The 20,818-nt window shown below is 35.9% G+C and carries 18 protein-coding genes, 1 pseudogene and 1 riboswitch; of the genes and pseudogenes, 7 read left to right on the top strand and 12 right to left on the bottom strand.

What is annotated here, in order from left to right; genetic code table 11:
- Positions 1-3: 3 nt before the first annotated feature.
- The 5 genes from BCF58_RS03355 to BCF58_RS03335 form a co-directional block, all read right to left on the bottom strand.
- A complete protein-coding gene (locus BCF58_RS03355) occupies positions 4-3,267 on the bottom strand; it encodes a hypothetical protein (RefSeq protein WP_121460371.1) in 3,264 nt (1,087 codons plus the stop codon).
- A gap of 6 nt (positions 3,268-3,273) precedes the next feature.
- A complete protein-coding gene (locus tag BCF58_RS03350; protein ID WP_121460370.1) occupies positions 3,274-4,842 on the bottom strand; it encodes a T9SS type A sorting domain-containing protein in 1,569 nt (522 codons plus the stop codon).
- Between the two features lie 270 nt (positions 4,843-5,112).
- On the bottom strand, positions 5,113-6,396 hold the full coding sequence (hemL, locus tag BCF58_RS03345) for a glutamate-1-semialdehyde 2,1-aminomutase (protein ID WP_121460369.1): 1,284 nt from the start codon (positions 6,394-6,396) through the stop codon (positions 5,113-5,115).
- An 85-nt stretch (positions 6,397-6,481) separates the two neighbouring features.
- The gene (locus BCF58_RS03340) at positions 6,482-7,534 is read right to left on the bottom strand and encodes a glucosaminidase domain-containing protein (protein WP_121460368.1); all 1,053 of its coding nucleotides are present in this window, start codon (positions 7,532-7,534) and stop codon (positions 6,482-6,484) included.
- A gap of 16 nt (positions 7,535-7,550) precedes the next feature.
- On the bottom strand, positions 7,551-8,453 hold the full coding sequence (locus tag BCF58_RS03335) for a 1-aminocyclopropane-1-carboxylate deaminase/D-cysteine desulfhydrase (RefSeq protein WP_121460367.1): 903 nt from the start codon (positions 8,451-8,453) through the stop codon (positions 7,551-7,553).
- A 61-nt stretch (positions 8,454-8,514) separates the two neighbouring features.
- Here BCF58_RS03335 and BCF58_RS03330 point away from each other — a divergent pair, with 61 nt between their 5' ends.
- A complete protein-coding gene (locus BCF58_RS03330) occupies positions 8,515-9,126 on the top strand; it encodes a hypothetical protein (RefSeq protein WP_121460366.1) in 612 nt (203 codons plus the stop codon).
- Between the two features lie 3 nt (positions 9,127-9,129).
- Here BCF58_RS03330 and BCF58_RS03325 read toward each other — a convergent pair whose 3' ends face one another.
- Positions 9,130-9,465, bottom strand: coding sequence for a hypothetical protein (locus BCF58_RS03325; RefSeq protein WP_121460365.1), 336 nt, complete (start codon positions 9,463-9,465; stop codon positions 9,130-9,132).
- Between the two features lie 38 nt (positions 9,466-9,503).
- On the opposite strand from BCF58_RS03325, the gene BCF58_RS03320 reads away from it, so the two are divergent.
- The 3 genes from BCF58_RS03320 to BCF58_RS03310 all read left to right on the top strand — a co-directional run bounded on the left by BCF58_RS03320 (position 9,504) and on the right by BCF58_RS03310 (position 12,503).
- Entirely contained in the window at positions 9,504-9,686 is a 183-nt protein-coding gene (locus tag BCF58_RS03320) for a DUF5522 domain-containing protein (protein ID WP_121460364.1), read from the top strand.
- 1 nt (position 9,687) lies between these two features.
- Positions 9,688-10,263, top strand: coding sequence for a DUF4136 domain-containing protein (locus BCF58_RS03315; RefSeq protein ID WP_394337658.1), 576 nt, complete (start codon positions 9,688-9,690; stop codon positions 10,261-10,263).
- 431 nt (positions 10,264-10,694) lie between these two features.
- Positions 10,695-12,503: an endonuclease gene (locus tag BCF58_RS03310; protein ID WP_121460362.1), complete on the top strand. Its 1,809-nt coding sequence runs from the start codon at positions 10,695-10,697 to the stop codon at positions 12,501-12,503.
- A 65-nt stretch (positions 12,504-12,568) separates the two neighbouring features.
- On the opposite strand, the gene BCF58_RS03305 is transcribed toward BCF58_RS03310, so the two are convergent.
- Genes BCF58_RS03305 through namA form a run of 3 tightly spaced genes read right to left on the bottom strand, consistent with a single transcriptional unit; the run spans position 12,569 to position 14,282 of the window.
- The gene (locus tag BCF58_RS03305) at positions 12,569-12,889 is read right to left on the bottom strand and encodes a CCC motif membrane protein (RefSeq protein WP_121460361.1); all 321 of its coding nucleotides are present in this window, start codon (positions 12,887-12,889) and stop codon (positions 12,569-12,571) included.
- Positions 12,890-12,905: 16 nt separating this feature from the next.
- Positions 12,906-13,199 (bottom strand): DUF2752 domain-containing protein, encoded by a 294-nt coding sequence (locus tag BCF58_RS03300; protein WP_121460360.1) that lies wholly within the window; start codon positions 13,197-13,199, stop codon positions 12,906-12,908.
- Positions 13,200-13,229: 30 nt separating this feature from the next.
- Positions 13,230-14,282 (bottom strand): NADPH dehydrogenase NamA, encoded by a 1,053-nt coding sequence (gene namA / locus BCF58_RS03295; RefSeq protein WP_121460359.1) that lies wholly within the window; start codon positions 14,280-14,282, stop codon positions 13,230-13,232.
- 102 nt (positions 14,283-14,384) lie between these two features.
- Here namA and cdd point away from each other — a divergent pair, with 102 nt between their 5' ends.
- The 3 genes from cdd (at position 14,385) to BCF58_RS03280 (ending at position 18,048) form a co-directional block, all read left to right on the top strand.
- Entirely contained in the window at positions 14,385-14,867 is a 483-nt protein-coding gene (gene cdd, locus BCF58_RS03290; protein WP_121460358.1) for a cytidine deaminase, read from the top strand.
- A 102-nt stretch (positions 14,868-14,969) separates the two neighbouring features.
- A riboswitch (cobalamin riboswitch) is annotated at positions 14,970-15,144 on the top strand.
- A 32-nt stretch (positions 15,145-15,176) separates the two neighbouring features.
- Positions 15,177-17,003, top strand: coding sequence for a TonB-dependent receptor plug domain-containing protein (locus BCF58_RS03285; RefSeq protein WP_121460357.1), 1,827 nt, complete (start codon positions 15,177-15,179; stop codon positions 17,001-17,003).
- A 10-nt stretch (positions 17,004-17,013) separates the two neighbouring features.
- Entirely contained in the window at positions 17,014-18,048 is a 1,035-nt protein-coding gene (locus BCF58_RS03280) for a YncE family protein (RefSeq protein ID WP_121460356.1), read from the top strand.
- A 125-nt stretch (positions 18,049-18,173) separates the two neighbouring features.
- Here BCF58_RS03280 and BCF58_RS03275 read toward each other — a convergent pair whose 3' ends face one another.
- The 3 genes and pseudogenes from BCF58_RS03275 to tnpA all read right to left on the bottom strand — a co-directional run bounded on the left by BCF58_RS03275 (position 18,174) and on the right by tnpA (position 20,747).
- On the bottom strand, positions 18,174-19,595 hold the full coding sequence (locus BCF58_RS03275) for a CCA tRNA nucleotidyltransferase (protein WP_121460355.1): 1,422 nt from the start codon (positions 19,593-19,595) through the stop codon (positions 18,174-18,176).
- A gap of 110 nt (positions 19,596-19,705) precedes the next feature.
- Entirely contained in the window at positions 19,706-20,254 is a 549-nt protein-coding gene (locus BCF58_RS03270) for an L-threonylcarbamoyladenylate synthase (protein ID WP_121460354.1), read from the bottom strand.
- A 64-nt stretch (positions 20,255-20,318) separates the two neighbouring features.
- Positions 20,319-20,747, bottom strand: a pseudogene (tnpA, locus tag BCF58_RS03265) (IS200/IS605 family transposase).
- Positions 20,748-20,818 lie beyond the last annotated feature (71 nt).

Below are 20,818 nucleotides of genomic sequence, written 5' to 3'. Positions count from 1 at the left end.
TCACTAGTTTTTATAATGATATTGATACTCTTCCAATACTTTACCTTCAGAATTCATAATCTTTTCCAACTTGTTTTTGGTATTGTATTTATAATGCTCTCGTAATCCATCAGGATCGGTAAGAGTTGTTATTCCAACTAACGGGTCATAGGTATAAGTAGTAATGTGATGATCTTTGAATGCCATATTTTTTCTTAGATCATCCAATAATGAGATCAAAATATTTTCCGATGCAACATCAATATCAACATCCGATGCATCTTGTAAGTATCCAATATTAACATTTGCCTCAACCTGATTATAGGTAGCTCCTGTTATTTTTGCAATAGGCTGTGATCTGTTGTACCCCCAAATGATAGTTGTAGGAATTCCTGATCCATCTGTATACTGTAAAATACGTCCATGAGCATCATATAAATCATAGGTTACTTGTCTATGTACTGCTGCATCATTTCCATAACCATACGTTCCCGTCTTTGAAGTTCTAGTTGAAACAGGAAGTACTAAATTATTAGTTATTGAATTTTTAGCATAAATAGTTTCTGTTCTAGAAATAGGTTCATTCTGCTCATTATATTGTGTCACCGCTAAAGGAATACCTACCATGTTTTTTTCTATCATACTCTGAATAATTGGTTCTGATGTATCCGTATCAATCGCATAATCAAATCTAATTGTTTTGAATTTTGATAAGTCATATTTGCTAGGATATTCCTCTATTTTGTCAATCAGGCTGTAGCTGGCATCCAAAGGACTTTTATAATAATATCTTTTTAAAGACTCTATTTTTCTGCCGTCCTTAAAATATTCAGTGGTAAGTTCAGTTTCTAACACTTTATCTGAGTAATAGATTAAGTAAGGATCCATTTTGGAATTACACCCTAAACAATCTGGTTGTGAAATCGGAAAAAGACCTCCCCCGAAAACATCATCCTGTGGATGCTCAGAATAATTACTTGTAAAATAATTGTAATCTATTCCTTTCGAGCTTAATCCTCCAAATAGTTTTTTATATGCATAGCTTTTAAACAAAATCATATTTTGGTTGGCATCAAAATAAGTTTTAGTTTTTAATTGTCCTCTATCAAAACTCATGTCAATTTTTTTAGAAAGTTTATTGAAGGGTCTCATTCTCTCTTCCATATAGTAATCCGGAGAATCGAAAAAATCATTAAAAGTATATTTTATATATCCATCATTAGTTTTTTCAAATACAGTACTGTATGCAACATTGGATTTAAAAAAATCTGATTTTGGGTTTATTCCATCAGCAGAAGATGTTCCACCTGATGGAATCATAGTACCTGTTACATCACCAAAATTTAACTCATAAACGGGATGACGTAGAAAAAATATAGGCTCATACAATAATATCCCAGATGATATATTATTGTCCATTTCATCAAAAGAATTATTATAGAAAAATTCTCTTTCCTTCCCTTCACTGATGATTTTCTTAATTCTCAATCCACCACCACCATTTGGGAAGGTTTCTGTAATTACACTATTATTCAATGATTTTTGGTTGATTACCCTGTGTCTAAAAGAGTGAGGCTCAAATACAAAATTTGTACTCCCTCCTGTTGGCCATACGATCTGCTGAAGAGAGCCATTCAACATTTTAGAGGTTACTGTGCCTCTTGTTGAATACTTATTATTTTCAAAATTTTGCCAAAAATTGTAATTATTGGAGTGAGAAAGAGAAGTTGAATATCCATTATAATACCCCCACATATCTTTTTTTTCCGAAAAATATCCCGGTAAATCGTTAGGGTAATGATAAAAAAACTGATGTTTTTCATCATCATTTTTAATAATTTGATATAAAAATACTCTTGGGTCTGCATTAGCATATTGAAAATTAAATTTATTAATCAATTTATTATTGAAATTAACTTTGACTTCACTTAAAACATATCTGATACTTTTTTGATCTGTCCCGTCGGTAGCGGGTATCTCGTCAGAATAGATTGTATTTAATTTTTCGTGTAGCCATTTACGATTAAATAAAGGATAATAAGGAGAATCAGGATATGGTTTTTGTTCAAAAAAAACATTGCCCGATCTTGTATACTGGATATTTGCTTTCTCAACGTAAGCAAAATCTACTGAAGTACCATCAAACGCTACTATCCGACTTAAGTATGAAGGCTTGTACAAATCTCCACTCTCCCTATAGAGTTTATAAAAATTTGACCAAGTTTGAGGATTTGCAGAATAAGTATAAGTTCCGTTATCTTCATTTGAAGAAACTTCATGGCGGGCTTCAACAAACAAATTTGACAAAAAATGCTGCCCTGTTTTATAGGTAAAATCATAAAGTATCTTACCATTGGGATCTATTACTTTTTTTAGATTCCATTTCGCAACAAATGGGTAAAAGAATTCAGTAGTGTAATATTCCCCCATAACTACTTCCATGCTTTTTAAGTCATTATCCCCAAAAATATACTTAACTCCTTTATCATCAACTAACGTTAATCTTCCAATAGATTTTCTTTTATACGATTCGGAAATTTCAACTGCAGGACTTTTAAATTTTATCCCTGAAAGAGGGTTTACTAAATCGGTTTCTTCATTATACAACACTTTCAAATTATCTTTTGATGAAACCTTCCAGTTTCCATCTTCCCCCATAAAGAAATAGCCACTCTTATCAAAAAAGTTGAAATAAAAAATATCCGGTTCCGTATCAATTTTAAAAACTTTATCAAAATCGGGTAACCCGTCACCAAAATCAATTTCATAATAGGGAGGTCCTCCGTAAAATGGTCCAATAGGTGCAATAGCAATTGCTCTTGTTAAAATACGCTGCATATGAGCCAAATCTTTCCAGTCGTTACGATTCAATAAAATTCGCGCCTCAAAAAAACCGGTTTGATATGTCATAGCACTACTTAAACCTGGTTGTCCACCTTTATCATAATTTAATTCGTCAAAACACATTCCCTTTATTTTGCGGGTTATTGATCCCCCTGCGTTTAAATGCCAATTTTGTCCTACTATTCCAGAAATATTATTGACCAGTACTCCTGTTGCGTCATAGCTCAATCCTAAATCTAGAGGAAGACTACCTTGCTGTATTTTTTCTAAGGGAATATTAATATTGACTGTACCTGTATACAGATCAACCGCAAAATCTTTATTAAAATTTACATCTTTAACTTCTCCTTTAGCAATGCCATCAATACCTCCTACTTGAGCAAGAGTATTACAATGTATTGCTATAAAAATTCCTGCAGTTATTGTTTTTAATATTTTTCTCATTTTAATTTATTTCTTAATAATCTTAGCATTCGCTGTTTTATTAGTATCTGTTTTAATGGTCACAAGGTAAGCTCCTTGAACCAGAGGCTGAGTATTGATCTTCGTTACCTTATTCTTGGTCTTGGTTTGCTGCAACAGCTTACCGCTCATATCATACAGTAAAATATCCGCTTCCTTAAACTCATAGCCGATCTCTACATAGGTATAATCTGATACAGGATTCGGATAGACTCTGATGTCCTGCTTTTCGATCAGCTGATCAATCTGTCCGTCTCCCAGTTTCACAATCTTCCAGTTCTCCTTTCCTAATTCCTCTGCACTGGTTCCTGCTAAAATGATTGAACCATCCCTGTTAAGCTTAATATCCGAAAGTCTTTCTTCTTTCTTTCTGGATTCTCCTTTCACATGCTTTCTCCATTGTTCCTTTCCTTCCTGGTCCAGATACAGCATCCAGAACGTCTCATCATCACTTTCTATTCTTCCTTCTGCTTGGGTATAGCCTCCTAATAATATTCCTTTGGTTGCATTTTCATTAGACTTCCCGCTTCCTGCTTCCATTATCCCACTGATCACACTCATTCCCATCAAGACATCCCTGTTCTTAAAGTTGTAGGATTTCTGCCATAATTCTTCTCCTCTTTCATTTAAGGCAATTAACCATAAATCGGTTCCTTCTTCTATTCCAGAGATTTTGTTTCCTGATCTCTCTGATCTTGATTCTCCACCAATCAAATATCCTGTAGAAGTTAAAGCAAGGGTTCTCAAATGATCATCTGCTTTTCCACCATAGTTCTTTTCCCATTCTACCTTTCCGTCTTTATTTAGCTTAATAATCCAGTAATCACCTTCACCGTAGTTCTCAGTCTTTTTTGATCCTCCGATATTACTTCTGGAATACATGCCTAATAAAGCTCCTCCATCTTTGGTCGGAATCATTTTCTCTACTTCATCGAGTCCTTTTCCTCCTAAGATCAGTTCCGAAGTCTGTTTTCCTGTTTTATCGAGTCTTATGATCCAGATATCTTTAGAACCATAGCCTTTAGCCGAGTTCTGTACATTTCCTGCTACAAAATAGCCTAAGTCTGTGGTTTGAATCACAGCTCTGGCTTCTTCATCGGAAGCAGTCCCGAGTGTTTTCTGCCACTGCTCTTCCCCGAATTCATTGATTTTGATCAGCCACAAATCTGAGCCTCCCTTGGAATCTTCTTTCTTATCCAAAGATTTCCCACTATAAGATGTTCCAGAGAGAAGAAAGCCTCCTTCCTGAGTGTTCACTGTGGCAGACAGGAAATCATGGTTCTGTCCTGAGAAGTATTTTTCCCAGACTTCTTCGCCTTGCTGGTTGAGCTTGACTAAATGGAAATCGTAGCCGTTATTTTGCTTACTGCCTGAAGCCTGAGACTTAGAGCTTTGAATGGAGCTTCCTGTGATCAAATACTGTCCGTCAATCGTGGTGGTTACCTGGGAAAGGAAATCCTGGGTATTGGATTTGATGTCTTTCTGCCACAATACGTTTTGAGAATATAATATAGCGGTAGTGCATAAGAAAAGTGTACTCATGTAGATTTTTTTCATCTATCTTGTGTATTTAAGGGTTAGTACTAATTTTTATTATCAATAGTTAGCTAATTTAACAAATTTTAATAATTGTTAAATTCACGTTAACAAGAATTAATATAAGTTTTATCACACTTCTGTATTTTTCTTATTGCCATATCTTTATATACATCCATGACTTATTAAGGTTTTATTCTAAGATAAATCAGATATCTAAAATCATACACTATCGAAACAAAAAAGGACGAAGTAAAAACCTCATCCTTTTATTTATTGTATTTTTTTCTATTAAGAATATTCAAATTTTCTTACAGCCTCCAACGTCATATCAATTTCCCTATCCTTAATGGCATCACTGATGAAATAAGTTTCATAGCCGCTTGGCGGAAGATAAACACCATTGTTCAACATTTGGTGGAAAAAGTTATTGAATAATGAATGATTCGCTTCCTGAGCTTCATCAAAATTAGAAACCCTGTTGATATGGAAGAATACAGACATCATAGAGCCTTTCCTGTTGATTTTATGGGCAATTCCTTTCTCGTTTAAGATCTTCCCGATTTCAAAATCAAGTGTCTCCGTTGTTTTATTCAGTCTGTTGAAGAAATCTCCGTCATTTTTGATGATCTGCAGTGTTTTCAATCCTGCTCTCATCGCCAATGGATTCCCACTTAATGTTCCGGCTTGGTAAACTCCCCCTTTCGGGGCCAGATGATCCATAATTTCATTTCTTCCGGCAAAAGCTCCCACCGGCAAACCTCCGCCGATTACTTTTCCATACGTTACCAAATCTGCTTTTACATTGTAAAGTTCCTGAGCACCTCCAAACGCCAGTCTGAAGCCGGTCATTACCTCATCAAAAATCAATAAGGTTCCATTCTCGTCACAGATTTTTCTTAGGTTTTGCAAGAAATTATTCTCGGGAAGAACGCATCCCATATTCCCGGCTACAGGTTCGATAATGACCGCAGCAATTTCTCCCTGATTATGACGAAATAGATCTTCCACCTGCTCAAAATCGTTATAACGGGCCAAAAGAGTATCTTTTGCAGTTCCCTGAGTAACTCCCGGAGAATTCGGGTTTCCGAAAGTTGCAGCACCACTTCCTGCCTTTATTAAGAAAGAATCTGAATGACCATGATAACATCCTTCAAACTTGATGATCTTATCTCTTCCCGTATATCCTCTTGCCAGTCTGATCGCGCTCATACAAGCTTCAGTTCCCGAAGAAACCATTCTGATCTGATCGATATTCGGGACATTTTCCGTAATGAATTTAGCGATTTCTGTTTCCAGTTCCGTCGGTGCTCCGAAAGAGAAGCCTTTTTCTGCCTGGATCTTCAACTCTTCCAACACTTCCGGATGGGTGTGACCTAAAATAGCAGGTCCCCATGAATTAATATAATCTATGTATGTATTGTCATCCGCATCAGTAAGGTAAGCCCCTTTTGCAGATTTCATAAAAACAGGCACTCCTCCCACTGATTTGAATGCACGAACGGGTGAATTTACTCCTCCCGGAATGTACTTGTAAGCCTCTTCAAATAAAGCCGAACTTCTTTGGTATCTCATTTTGGTTGATAGTTGAGGGTTGATAATTGATAGTTTTTTAATCAACAGCATTCACCGTCAACTGATAACTAGCAACTAACAACTATTAATTTCTGGGTTTTTTGTCTATTAAATAAATCAACTGTCCGGTAGATGGTTTTTGACCTTCATCCATTCTGTTTTTAGCGTATAATTTATTTAATTTAATTCCGAATTTTTGGGCAATATCATGCATATCCTCGCCTGCTTCTGCTTTGTAAGTAGGCTTATTTCCATCGGAATTTTTGGATTCAAGGAAAACGATATCGTTTTTGTGTAAAACATCAGTTTCCAGTTCGTTCCACTTCATCAGCTTACTTTCACTGATTTTGAATTTATTGGCAATGAACTGAACATTGGTATCTTCAGGAATGATAATATATTTCAACCCTTCATTCGGGTGACTTTTAATCAGGATGGAATTAAGGATTTCCGCCTTTGTTTTGATCTTCTCCACTCTTTTTTGCTGTTGCGCATAAGAAGTCTGCTTGTAAGGAACATTAACGGTTACCGGGTCTTTTTTAATCACCTTTGCAGGTTCCAGCTGGGCCATAAAAGTTCTGTCATCCTTTAAATTAGGGTACATCCTAAGAACGGCGTACAATACCTCTTTGGAATTGGTATTGTCGAATTCATACAACTTATATTTTTCAATTTTACCAATCAGAATGGAAGCATAGCGCGGATTGGTTGCGTATCCCGCTTTTTTAAGTCCGTGTGCCCACGCTTTGTAATCTTTCATATCGAGGTTAAAAAGATTCGCGTAATATTTTCTGGTTGATAAAAATATAGAGTGGTCTTCATAAGACTGTCTCGGATCATCATATACACGGAAACATTCGTTAGGGGCATCATCAGTATGTCTCATCGTTTTGCCCGTCCAGTCTTCTTTACACTTTATTCCGAAATGGTTTTTCCCTTCCTGAGCCAGTCTGCTCTGCCCTCCTCCGGTTTCCAAAAGTCCCTGAGCAAGAGTAATAGAAGCCGGAATTTTATACTTTTCCATCTCTTCTACGGCATATTGAGCAAATTTCTGGATATATTGATCTTCAGTAGCCCAGTTCTGAGCTGAGAATTTTGATAAAACTAAAAGGCTTATAAGCAAGAAAAGTCTTTTCATGTTTTTCAATTTTACTTTATATAATTAAATTTCTGTTCTGTTTTTTCAAAAGCAAATTGGCTCCCTCAATCCCCTGTAAACCTCCGGTATGAAAGCACAAAATTTTGCTGTTCTCAGGAAAATACCCTTCATCCATCAGTTCAAAAACCTTCTGCATCATTTTTCCAGTATAAACCGGTTCCAGAGGAATCCCATATTTCACTTTAAAATCATTGATAAAACGGATGTTTTCATCTTTTATTTTACCATAACCTCCAAAATCTGAATCTATTAGATTAAAATTTTTCCTGAAGGTTAACTCCAATATTTTGTTTTCCAATGAAGAGTCTGCCACGACTGTACAGCCTATAACTTTCTGATTCTCTTCACAAAATTTTGAAATTCCCGCAATGGTACCACCGGTTCCGACTGCTGTGCAAAGATAATCAAAATCTTTTGTTTCGTCATTCAGCATCATTTTTACCCCTTCTACAGCTTCTTCATTGGTTCCCCCTTCCGGCACCATCAAGGCATCCGGAAACTCAGCCTGCAGAAATTCCGTTAGTTTTTCTTTATGCCGGTATTCTTCGCGGGTAATAAATCTGAAATTCATTCCATTCCTTGAAGCAAACATCAAAGTCGGGTTTTCCCGCCATTTATCTCTCAATTCATCCCCTCTTATGATTCCTACTGTTGGAATGTCCAATAATTTCCCTGCCGCAGAAACTGCTGCAATATGATTGGAATAAGCTCCTCCAAAAGTAATAAGGCGGGAATTCTGAGGTTTTTTATCTACATATCTATTAGTAGTATAGAAAAGTTTCCAGTATTTGTTCCCTGATATTTGAGGATGAATAAGGTCTTCTCTTTTTATAAAGAGCCTCACATTTTTCCCTACGAGAATTTCAACAATGGGGATTTGGATTTCCGGAAGTTTCATCGATTGCAAATTTCTTGAATTTATTTTAATAAATTAGTTAAACAAAACTTAAAAGATTATTATGAAGAAAACGACCAGTTATTTTCTATCGCCCTGGTTCTTTATTATTTTATCAGCAATTATAGTATATGCATTTTTGGGTGACCTATTTATTCCCCGTTCTGAATTTGATGTTGCTAACAAGCAGAATGATAAGATAATAAATATGTTGAACACTCAGATTGAAAATGAAATTGAAAATCATACTCAAAGTCCAATGCATCCGGGCTATATTCCAGAGAGCAGACAAAACGCCATCAATTATTTAAAAACCATCCGGACTATTGAAAGCTATTCCCGATATGGGGTAAAGTCTACAAAGCCTAGAAATTATCTAGAGCTGAAAATTGCTTTTAATGATGGAACTACTGCCGAAGAAGTCTATACAGGTCATCCTTGCTCAGGATATATGGGACCTTGTTTATTAATGAAAGTTGAAATGAAAGATGGAAAAGCAGTGAAAGTTTTCACCAACGGACAGGAAAAAAACGGCTCTCCCGAATGGATTATCCCTGATCTGAGTATACTGATTGAAAAAGCCATATTTTATGATATCAGAAGAAACCACGATAAGTATTTTCCACCTTATAAAACACAGAAAAATTTTGATAAGGAGTGGGAAGACCAGAAATAAAGATTAAGAGTTGCCCAGGTATTTCCGGAAACTCCAGAATTTTCTCTTTTTAAGGTATTGTAAATCTCTTTCCATTGCATACGCCTCCCTCTCGAACGAAATATACCTGTAGGCCATAAAGCTGTCTTTTAATCTGAAAAACCAGTAATAATATTCGATCACGTAAAAAATATAAAAGAAGATAACCAGTAATTCCAGTTGCTGTCTTAAATGGATTTTCTCGTGATTGATAAGTATTTTATTTTCCTTATCTTCGGGTTTCCTAATGAAGATAAAGGGAAAAAGAGCGATGCCGTTAATTTTAAGTTTTTTTAATGGCTTTTGGCATACAATTATCATAATAACAAATATAAAATTTTTTGATCAAGATTTAACTTATGGCCCTTTTTGACATCAAAGAAAATGAGGATTTTTACTATAATGAACAGGGATACAAGGTTTTTACAGAAAAGTTTCACCTGAAAAGGGGATATTGCTGTAAAAGTGGCTGTAAACACTGTCCTTACGGATATGATAAAAAGACAGATACATTCATTAAAAACGATAAAAAAAATAAATAAAATGAAATCACTGATTCGCGAATTCTCTAATTTAAATATAAGTGTAATGAGCAAAAAATATATTTTTATTTTGTTAGCCTCGGCTGCTTTAGGTTTAACGTCGTGTAGTCCTTTCCAGGTACGTTCAGATTATGCCGAAACGGCCAACTTCAATTCTTACAAGACCTATAAACTGAGAATTGATGATCTGAAGTTGAATGATATTGATAAAGACAGAGTTTTGAATGAATTGTCAAAACAAGTACAAAGCAAAGGTCTTACCTCCGGTGAAAACCCGGATCTGATCATTAATGTAAAAGCCAATCATAAAAAAGTTACCGATATTACCAATAACTCTCCTTACGGAATGTGGGGATGGGGTGGTCCTTTCGGTTGGGGTGTAGGAATGAGCAGAACATGGAGCAGCAATTATAATGAAGGTGCTTTGATCATTGATCTTATTGACGCAAGAACCAATAAATTGGTTTGGCAGGGGATCGGAAGTGGAATTTCTGTAGACTCACCACGGGCTAAGCAAAAACAAATTCCTGAAATTGTGGCAGAAATTATGGCGAATTACCCGCCACAGAGAAAATAATTAAAACTGAATAATCAGATATATGAAAAGTCAATACATTTTTGTGTTGGCTTTTTTTGTTCATTAAATATAAGTTTTGGCTAAAGCCTTTCATTCATTTTTGCTTATATAAAGCGGGCTAAAGCCCGATTCTATTGATGCTCAGATTTATATCTTTAGTAATACGGTTCCGTTAGTTATTTCCCCGGGATCCAAATTATATATTATAATGTTTTGACTACGCCTATTCTAAAGGTTTCAGTAGGATAAACTTTGGATATTCAAAGAGAAAAATAAAAGTTATAATTCTGAACAGATTCTTCATAACCTTAAAAACTGGGGGACATCTTAAAGGCTCAATTTAAAGCTCAATGCATAACATTTCAAAATTAACAGTGTCGTAATTTTTCATTCATAAAAATGTAGTATTCTTACTGAAAAATTATATTCTAATGAAAAAATTTATTCTCTCCCTTCTAGTAGGCGGCTTGGCTTATGCCCAGGCACCTGCAGGGTATTACAATTCTGCCAGCGGATTGTCCGGTGCAGCCCTTAAAAGTGCTTTGAGCAACATTATTACCAATGGTCATCAGGATAAGGGTTACAGTGGTCTCTGGACCGGGTATAAAACAACCGATATTGATAAAAATTATGAGAACGACGGGTCTATTTTGGATATCTATTCTGAAAATCCATCGGGAACAGACCCCTATAAATATACTCCTGTAACCAATCAGTGCGGAACATATTCGGTGGAAGGTAACTGCTATAACCGCGAGCATATTGTACCGCAAAGTTTATTCAATCAGGCTGCACCTATGGTTTCTGATATTCATTTTATCAGAGCAACGGATGGTAAGGTCAACGGTATGAGATCCAACTATCCTTTCGGAAAAGTGGGAACTGCTACTTTCACATCCCAGAACGGTTCAAAACTTGGAAATTCTGTGTCTTCAGGATATTCGGGAACTGTTTTCGAACCTATTGATGTTTTTAAAGGAGATGTTGCACGTATGATCTTTTATTTTGTAACCCGCTATCAAAGTAAACTTTCTACGTTCACTTCAGGAAATATGTTGGGAAGTTCCACTTTCCCGGGGTTACAAACTTGGGAATTGAATGTTTTATTGGCATGGCATAATCAAGATCCTGTTTCACAAGCTGAAATTAACAGAAATAATGCTTCATATACTTTCCAGGGGAACAGAAATCCTTTTATTGATAATCCTAACTATGTTGATCTTATTTGGGGTTCTCAACAACCTTCATCGGATACTCAGGCTCCAACTTCTGTTACAGGGCTGAATGTTTCAGGAACTACTTCAAGCAGCATTTCCCTTGCATGGAATGCATCTACGGATAATGTGGGAGTTACTTCATACGCAGTGTACATGAACGGAAGCTTAAAAACTACCGTAAGCTCCACTTCTACTACTATTACAGGATTAAGTGCTTCTACAACATATAATTTCTATATTGTTGCAAAAGATGCGGCCGGAAATTCTTCTTCAAACAGCTCAACCGTTTCAGGAACTACTTCAGGAACCGTAACTCCGCCTACGAATTGTGTGAATGAAACGTTTGAAACGATTCCTACAGCAAGTTCTTCAAGTTATTTAACAAGAACATGGACGAATGGAGGGGTAACCTGGACTGCGACTGATGCAAGAACAGATCAGACGATTTCTGCTAAAGCGATTACTGTAAGAGACGGTTCTTTACAATCTAATACTTTAAATAATGGTATCGGTTCTTTAACGGTAACTACTCAATTGAAGTTTACAGGAAGTAACGGAACGTTTAATGTTCAGGTAAATGGTACAACGGTAGGAACAATTCCATACAGCGCAACTTCTGCAACGACTACGATCAACAATATCAATGTTTCAGGAAATGTAGTGGTAAGTTTGGTAAATACTGTATCCGGAAACAGAGTTGCGATTGATAATTTAAGCTGGACTTGTTATTCAACAGCAGCAAAACAAAGCAATACAACTTTTGTAACGTCTTCAGAAACGAATGTAAAGGAAACGGAAAGTTTACAAATTTCTCCGAATCCAATCTCTAATCAGGAGATCTTTATAAAAGGGAATACGGAAAATGTAAAAAAGGCTGAAATCTATAATTTACAAGGAAAAGTGTTACAGACTATTGATCATCCTTTTAAGAATAGTAGAAATTCAATTAAGATCAAGAATTTAGAACAGGGCGTTTATCTTTTAAAGCTGGATCAGTCTACATTGAAGTTCATTGTTAAGTAAACAGAACGACCTATATAATAAAAAAAGACCGCAGATTGCGGTCTTTTTTTATTATCATGGAAGAATTATTTCCCCATATTTTTGATCTGTTCCATCTGTTCCATGTAAGCATCCCAACCTCCTGTTGAAATTACGTAGATAAACCAGATTAAGCTCAATACTCCTATCACAAGACCTATAATACATAAAATACGTCCTGTCTTAAGGTTATTATAATCCGTATACTGCCCCGGATTAGCCAGATATAACGCATTATCTTTGTTGTAAAGATTCATCCCGATCAATCCGCAGATTACCCCAATAATCCCGTTACAGCAGCAGCTTCCTAAAATAGCAACAATTCCCAAAATTAATACTGTTGTTGCGTTTGGTAATTTTTGATTCATAGTTTATAATTTTAATTTAATGTGTCTGTAAATAAAAGTGTTTATAAAAATAGGAAAATACCATTATAATTGAGTTAATAATGGCTAAAAAAACAATAATATTTCCATAATTCCTTTTTTTATCGATAAAACTTACACCTATCATCATCAAAAAAAGGAGTAAGGTGTACACCGCCGGAAACATATGAAAAGCTTCAGAGAATTTCCCTTCAAAAACCAATACGATGGCTCTCTGGGTACCACATCCGAAGCATTCGATTCCCAGGAATTTTTTGCTTGGACAAGGAAGCATGAAGTCTTCAATTTTCATGGATATTTATTTTTCAAATATTCTATAAAATTAAGAAGAAATTTTCGCTCTCAGGTACTGATGCGGGAAAAAGCATTCTTCTTTCATTTCAAATGATCCCTGAACGGCTATATAAGGATTTCTCAATATCTCTCTGGCGATGAAGATAAGATCAGCATCACCTTTTTGTAAAATTTCTTCTGCCTGTTCCACCGTGGTGATCAAACCTACGGTTCCCGTATTTACTTCTGCCCGGTTTTTTACCTGAGAGGAAAACGGAACCTGATATCCTTCAAAAACCGGAATTTTAGCTCCATGAATATTCCCGCCGCTGGAAACATCTACCAAGTCAACGTGATGATTGTTTAATTCTTTTGCCAATTTCACACTATCTTCAACATTCCAGCCATTTTCTGCATATTCTGTCCCGGAAATTCTTACAAAAAGAGCTGTATTCTCATTCAGTTCTTCATTCACTGCATCAACAATTTCCAGTAAAAAACGAATCCTGTTCTCAAAGCTTCCGCCATATTCATCTGTTCTGATATTGGACAGCGGAGATAGAAACTGATGGATCAGATATCCGTGGGCCCCGTGAATTTCAATAATATCAAAACCTGCATCAACGGCTCTTCTGGCCGCATCTTTAAAATTCAGAACCAAATTTCTGATCTCTTCAACAGAAAGTACATGAGGAATTCTTTCAGTAGGATGATAAGGAATAGGGCTTGGCGCAATGGTTTCCCAGCCTTCTTCTACCGGAATCTGAATATTATTCCATGTAGAACCTTTTCTTCCTGCGTGAGTCAATTGAATTCCTATCTTACTTGCGGAGTTTTTATGAATAAAGTTGACAATTTTTTGTAGTTCACGGGCTTGCTCATCATTCCAGATTCCCATGCAATGATTGGTAATTCTTCCACGGGGCTCCACTCCCGTCGCTTCTACCATGATTAATCCTGTTCCACCTTGTGCACGGCTTCCGTAATGGACAAAATGGAAATCATTAGCAACACCATTTTCGCAGGAATACATACACATCGGTGACATTACCCATCTATTTTGGAGCTCTACATTTCTGAATTGTATAGGAGTATATAACATGTTTGAACTTTTTGAATTTCAGTTGAAAAAGAAGAATAAAAACTATTTGCCCACCTGATGAAAAAGAGCTAATTTTATCCCCCTTTTTTAGTTTCACAATATATGAAAAAAGACATACAGATCGGTTACGAATATTTTAAAAATAGCAGCGAGCTGAGCAATATAGAAAGAACATTATTCGAAAGAGCAAAACTGGCGCGTGAGAATGCTTATGCTCCTTACTCTCAGTTTTTGGTGGGCTGTGCCGTGCTGTTGGAAAACGGAGACATCTATTCCGGCAATAATCAGGAGAATGCGGCGTTTCCTTCCGGTCTTTGTGCGGAAAGAACAACTTTGTTCTGGGTAGCGGCTAATTTCCCGAAGGAAAAAATAAAAAAGATATTTGTGGTCGGCGGGCCTAAGGAATTTTCTGAGAAAAACCCTCCTATTCCGCCTTGCGGAGCCTGCAGACAAAGTTTACTGGAGTTTGAGACCAAGCAAAACGAAAATATTGATCTTTATTTTTCAAGCATGAATGAAGAAGTGATCAAGGTTAAGTCTATAAAGGACCTGCTTCCGTTTTCATTTGATGCTACATTTTTATAGTCAATAGGTAAATGACAGAAAGAATATCGGTTTAAAACTTCAGAAGCACCCCCACATTTTACGATTTCACGATTTTACTTTTCTGTTTACATAAAAATCATCTATCTTTGCAAAAATTTTGGTTTCCAAGGTATTGGAATGAAAAGGGAATTGGGTGAAAATCCCAAACTGTCCCCGCAACTGTAAATCGCATAAGGATTTCTGCAACGGGCCACTGTGAAAACGGGAAGGCGCAGAAAGCGAAAGTCAGGAGACCTGCCAGAGTTATAACACAAAAATATATTGCTTTCGGAGGAAAAGTAAAATAATATGGATATAAAAAGGTCTTTAGTATTACTTTTATCGTCTTATGGTTGTTTTCTTTTTGGACAAGAGAAAACGATTGACACTGTTACTGTTTTTGATAATCAGATGAAGAGGGTGAAGCTTTTTCATCCGATACGTACTCTTTCTCCGGCAGACATTCAAAAAAATTCCGCTAATTTATCTGACGTTTTACGTTTCCAGACTTCCCTTTATATTAAGGAAAATGGACGTGGAATGGTTTCTTCGCCTTCATTCAGAGGTACAGGAGCCAGTCATACAGCTTTTGTATGGAACGGTATCAATATTAATTCCCAATTTTTAGGTCAGGGAGATATTAATAATATTCCGGTTTTCGGATATGATCAGCTTGAAGTAAAAGCAGGTGGTGGAAGTATTATTTACGGAAGCGGTGCTATCGGAGGAAGCATTCATTTGAATAATGAGTTAAACTTTAATAAGGGGGCTCATGCTTCTTTATATTCTGAATTTTCTTCTTTCGAAACTTATAATAATTTTGCGAAAGCATCTTACAGTAATGATAAATTCAGCTTTAAGGTTTCAGGAAATTATTTCATTAGTCAGAATGATTATGAAGTTGAGGAAGAAGAGTATATCAACAGAAACGGAAGGTATTACAATACGACTTTCAATGTTGGGGCTTCCTATAAAATTGCAGACAGGCAAACTGTTTCATGGCAAAGCCAGTTTTTCGATTCTTCACAACACTATCCTATTTTTGTGGAGAACGGGAATAAGACAAAATATGAAACCCAGAGTACCAGAAGCCTGATTTCATGGGATATTCAGAAAAGTACATTTTCCAACAGCCTGAAAGCGGCTTTTACGGAAGAAAATTTCCAGTATTTTGGAGATATTTCAGGTCCGAAAACCAGTGGAGCTACGGGAAAGAATTATATTTTCAAAAATGATTTCAACTATTTCTTCACTCCTAAACTCAATCTGAATGTTATTTCCGAATTCCAGGTAAATAAAGGGGAAGGTTATGGTTCCGGAATCGGTAATATCAGTAGAAATGTGGGTTCTTTAGCGGGATTACTGAGGTATTTCGTTAGTAATAATTTACGCTTTGAAGCCGGGATCAAAAAAGATTTTGTTGAGGATTTTGACTCTCCTATTCTATATTCTTTTTCCGGAAAATGGAATCCTTTACGATGGTATCATGTAGCTTTCAATATGTCAAGAAATTTCAGGTTTCCAACGTTCAACGATTTGTACTGGGAACCGGGAGGTAATGCTAACCTGAAACCGGAGACTTCTATTCAGGGGGATATGACACACGAGTTTCTATTTGGAAATTTTAAGCTTTCATTGAGTCCGTATTATATGGATATTTCAGATTATATCAGCTGGCTTCCTACACAATATGGATATTGGGCGGCTTTTAACACCAATAAGGTGGAGTCTTACGGTCTGGAATCTCAATTAACCTATTATAAGCAAATCAATAAGCATCGCTTTAAACTTAATGCCGGATATACGTATGCCAGGTCTATCAATAAAGAGACTCAAAAACAGATGATGTATGTACCATTACATAAAGTTTTCGGAAGTTTTGATTACCAATATGATTTCCTGAAACTGTATGTTCAGGGTATGTTTAATGGGCTGACATACACAACAACAGACGAGAAAAGAGCGGATGCTTTGGATCCTTATTTTGTTTTAAATACAGGGATTTCAGCTACGCTTTCAAAGAAGTATACTTTAGGTTTCAGAGTAAATAACGCTACCAATACAATTTATAAAGCAGTGGCTTATTATCCTCTTCCGAAAAGGAACTACAGTATATACGGAGAAATAAATTTTTAATATCAATTATATGAAAGTGACCAGAATTTTACAACTTCTTTTTGCATTTGCACTACTTTTCAACGTTTCTTGTAGTAATGATGATGAAGTTATGATCCCTACGACTTCTTACGAAAACGGGATTTTAATTACCAACGAAGGTAATTTCGGAACTCCTAATGCAGACGTAACTTTTGTAACGGGAGATTTAAGCCTTAAACAGGATAATATTTTTGCAGCTAATAACGGATCTAATCTCGGAGATGTTTTACAAACCATCGCGTTCAATGGAAATCAAGCATATCTGGTTTTAAACAACTCTAATAAAGTAAAGGTAGTCAACCGATATACATTCAAAAGTACAGGAGAAATCACAGAACAGATCAACCAGCCCCGTTATATGGCAGTTGCTAATAATGCCCTGTATGTAACGAACGATAAATACGGCGGAGATAAGTACGTAAGTATTTACAATGCAGCTAATCTATCTTTTGTAAAGAAGATTACTTTTACGGATTCTGTTGAGAGAATTGTGCAGGCAGGAGGAAATATTTTCGTTCAGAATGCTTCTTATGGTTTTGGAAATAAGATTACTTATATCAATACTTCAAACAATGAAATCCAGTCTGTAATTACTTTACCTAACGGGAATATCAACAAAACCATTTCCAATAACAATAATGTATATGTAATTGCAAAAGGTACTGCAGATTCTTACATTTACCAGATTTCAAGCACCGGTTCTATTGTGAAAACAACAACATTAACAGGAATTGCCAATGCTACGAATCTTGAAATTGATACGAATAAGTTTTACTTCACTTCAGGAAACAAGGTATATGTAATGGATATGAATGCTACAGCAGCTCCTACTACCCCATTGTTTACTGTTACGGATAATTCTTTCTCTACATTATACGGGTTCAACGTGGTGAATGGAAGAATTTATACTTCTGACGCAAACGGGTTTACTCAAGACAGTAAGATCACTGTTTATAATACTTCAGGATCTGTTATCAGCACTTTTACAGCAGGTAAAGGTTCTAACGGATTCTATGCAAACTAATACAATGCGCCTTTGGCGTAATATTTTTTTTCATCATTTGTGTTTTTTTCGGGCGGCTTCTACGAAGCCGCCCGATTTTTATTAAGGTATTCAAAAAAAAGCAGACATTTTCTGTCTGCTTTTTATTATTTTATTTGAAGTCCAAGCTTTTCAGCTTCAGCAATCACAAAGCTTCTTGCTTCTTCTTTGTCATTAGGAATGTCACCTTCCAGGATGGCTTCCTTCACTTTTTCTTTTAAAATACCGATTTCCCTTCCCGGTTTCAGATCAAACATTTCCATAATCTCTTCTCCTGAAATAGGCGGCTGGAAGTTTCTTACCTGATCTTTTTCTTCCACTTCTTTTATTTTTACCGCTACATATTCAAAGTTCTTGATAAACTTTTCCTGTTTTTTAGGGTTTTTAGTTGTAATATCGGCTTTACATAAGGTAAACAGGTCTTCCAAATCTTCCCCTGCATCAAATAATAATCTCCGAAGTGCCGAATCGGAAGCATCATCTGTGATCAGAGCAATAGGACGTGATGATAATTTTACCATTTTCTGGACATACTTCATATCATTTCCTAATGGTAACTTCAATCTCTGGAAAAGGGTTTTTGTCATTTTTGAGCCCAAAAACTCGTGTCCGTGGAATGTCCATCCCGTTCCTTCCACAAATTTTTTAGTCGGAGCTTTTCCTATGTCATGAAGCAATGCGGCCCAACGTAACCAAAGACTGTCTGTATTCACAGAAATATTATCAACTACCTCCAGCGTGTGATAAAAGTTGTCTTTATGGGTTTGTCCTTCCACTTCTTCCACTCCTTTCAATTCTATCAGTTCCGGAATGATCAGCTTTAAAAGTCCGGTTTCTTCCATTAATCTCAAACCAAGGGAAGGTTTTTCAGAAAGCATGATCTTATTGAATTCCACCATAATCCTTTCCATGGAAACAATTTTAATCCTTTCTGCTTCCTGTTGAATAGCAGATAATGAGTTGTCTTCTATTTTGAACTGTAAAGTAGAGGCAAAACGAATGGCACGCATCATTCTCAACGGATCATCAGAATACGTTTGAGCCGGCTCCAACGGGGTTCTTAAAATCCCGTTTTCCAGATCTTCGATTCCGTTGAATGGATCGATCAGCTCGCCAAAATTATCTTTATTCAGAGATATTGCCATGGCATTGATGGTGAAGTCTCTCCTTTTCTGATCATCTTCCAGCGTTCCACCTTCTACTTCCGGTTTTCTGCTGTTCTCGGAATAGCTCTCTTTTCTTGCTCCTACAAATTCAAGTTCAAGGTCTTTATATTTAATCATTGCCGTTCCATAAGTTTTGAAAACAGAAACTTTCAGTTTCGGGTCAATTTCCTGTGCAACGCTTTGAGCCAGCTCTATTCCGTTCTGTTCAGTAACAAAATCAATATCTGTAGATGCTTTTCTCTTCATCAGTAAATCCCGAACATATCCTCCTACAATGTATACCGATTGATTATTCCGGAAGGCTACCTCAGAAATGATTTTGAAAAGCTTTAGATTTTTATTTTGAGTAAGGTTAATGAACATATCTAATTATTAATGTAAAACCACTAAGAGATTAAGTGTACCAGGTTGACCTCAATATGCTTAATACCTTAATGGTTAAAATGATTTTGCAAAGATAATTAAATCTGCTGTTATTCCCGAAGAACTTTTATCCTGTTGTCACTCCATATTTTGATAACGGAAGAGCCTGAGTATTGGGAAACTTTTTCTCTGTCCTCCTCTACTGCATAATCTACCAACTTAATCATTTCGGGAGATATGTCCGAAAATTTCAAAGGGCTTTTATCTCCACTAAAATTGGCTGATGTAGAAACAATTGGTTTATTCAGTTTTGAGATGAGTTTTTTACAGAAATCATTTTTTACCAGCCTAATTCCTACACTTCCGTCTTCTGCCAATAATTCCTTCGGCAAACCTCTAGGATTTTCATATACAATCGTAACCGGTTTTTCACTGAGATCGATAATTTCCCAAGCCATTTCCGGAACATCCACCAGATCCTGCAATCTCTTTTCAGATTCCACCAAAATGATCATGGATTTATTTTTTTCACGCTTCTTGATCTCAAAGATTTTGTTGATCGCTTCTACATTCGTAGCATCACAACCTATTCCCCAGATGGTATCTGTAGGGTAAAGGATCGTTCCGCCGGATTTTAGTATTTCGATAATGTTTTCCATAATTCAATAGGGCGGGCTTTAGCCCGTCTATAAAAGTAAAAAATCTCTTGGCTTTAGCCAAAATTTATGTTTGAAAATTATACTTTTCAATAAATTCCTGATATTTTTCCGCAAAGTTTTTCTTATGATGATGTTTTTCCTGATTCTTAATATAATTTCTTACAGATTCTACCATTGACTCAGAAACAGAAACAGCAAAGTATTCATCCTGCCAGGAAAATTTTTCTTTTGTTAATTGATTTTTATTGATCCAATAAGAAGATTCTCCTTTAAGCAACTGGACAATTTTTTCTATATTTTGATTCGAGCCCAAAGAGACAAGACAATGGCAATGATCTGAATATCCGTTTACCATATCCAAAAAAACACCTTTTTCATAAGCATTTTATTTTATATGCTTCCAAACTTTTATTCTTAGTTCGGATGAATGTAGATAAGGAATTCTATTTCTCGTGGAAAATACAATATGAATATAAATTTTGATAAATGACATTTGTGTTTTTATCAAAAATAAACATTTCCGTTATTTTGGCTAAAGCCAGATTGAAAAATCCAATAAAAAAA

The organism is Chryseobacterium defluvii, from assembly GCF_003634775.1.
In the GTDB taxonomy this organism is placed as follows: Bacteria; Bacteroidota; Bacteroidia; order Flavobacteriales; family Weeksellaceae; genus Chryseobacterium; species Chryseobacterium defluvii.
Note: the sequence above shows the minus strand (reverse complement) of the source record. Positions and strands in the feature narration are given on the sequence as shown.

Excerpts from the sequence above, each read along its gene's own strand:
- BCF58_RS03340 (WP_121460368.1), bottom strand. The coding sequence starts at position 7,534 with ATGAAAAGACTTTTCTTGCTTATAAGCCTTTTAGTTTTATCAAAATTC.
- BCF58_RS03335 (WP_121460367.1), bottom strand. The coding sequence starts at position 8,453 with ATGAAACTTCCGGAAATCCAAATCCCCATTGTTGAAATTCTCGTAGGG.
- hemL (WP_121460369.1), bottom strand. The coding sequence starts at position 6,396 with ATGAGATACCAAAGAAGTTCGGCTTTATTTGAAGAGGCTTACAAGTAC.
- BCF58_RS03315 (WP_394337658.1), top strand. The coding sequence starts at position 9,688 with ATGAAATCACTGATTCGCGAATTCTCTAATTTAAATATAAGTGTAATG.
- BCF58_RS03320 (WP_121460364.1), top strand. The coding sequence starts at position 9,504 with ATGGCCCTTTTTGACATCAAAGAAAATGAGGATTTTTACTATAATGAA.
- cdd (WP_121460358.1), top strand. The coding sequence starts at position 14,385 with ATGAAAAAAGACATACAGATCGGTTACGAATATTTTAAAAATAGCAGC.
- BCF58_RS03355 (WP_121460371.1), bottom strand. The coding sequence starts at position 3,267 with ATGAGAAAAATATTAAAAACAATAACTGCAGGAATTTTTATAGCAATA.
- BCF58_RS03300 (WP_121460360.1), bottom strand. The coding sequence starts at position 13,199 with ATGAAAATTGAAGACTTCATGCTTCCTTGTCCAAGCAAAAAATTCCTG.
- BCF58_RS03275 (WP_121460355.1), bottom strand. The coding sequence starts at position 19,595 with ATGTTCATTAACCTTACTCAAAATAAAAATCTAAAGCTTTTCAAAATC.
- BCF58_RS03280 (WP_121460356.1), top strand. The coding sequence starts at position 17,014 with ATGAAAGTGACCAGAATTTTACAACTTCTTTTTGCATTTGCACTACTT.
- BCF58_RS03270 (WP_121460354.1), bottom strand. The coding sequence starts at position 20,254 with ATGGAAAACATTATCGAAATACTAAAATCCGGCGGAACGATCCTTTAC.
- BCF58_RS03305 (WP_121460361.1), bottom strand. The coding sequence starts at position 12,889 with ATGAATCAAAAATTACCAAACGCAACAACAGTATTAATTTTGGGAATT.
- BCF58_RS03325 (WP_121460365.1), bottom strand. The coding sequence starts at position 9,465 with ATGATAATTGTATGCCAAAAGCCATTAAAAAAACTTAAAATTAACGGC.
- BCF58_RS03310 (WP_121460362.1), top strand. The coding sequence starts at position 10,695 with ATGAAAAAATTTATTCTCTCCCTTCTAGTAGGCGGCTTGGCTTATGCC.
- BCF58_RS03350 (WP_121460370.1), bottom strand. The coding sequence starts at position 4,842 with ATGAAAAAAATCTACATGAGTACACTTTTCTTATGCACTACCGCTATA.
- BCF58_RS03285 (WP_121460357.1), top strand. The coding sequence starts at position 15,177 with ATGGATATAAAAAGGTCTTTAGTATTACTTTTATCGTCTTATGGTTGT.
- namA (WP_121460359.1), bottom strand. The coding sequence starts at position 14,282 with ATGTTATATACTCCTATACAATTCAGAAATGTAGAGCTCCAAAATAGA.
- BCF58_RS03330 (WP_121460366.1), top strand. The coding sequence starts at position 8,515 with ATGAAGAAAACGACCAGTTATTTTCTATCGCCCTGGTTCTTTATTATT.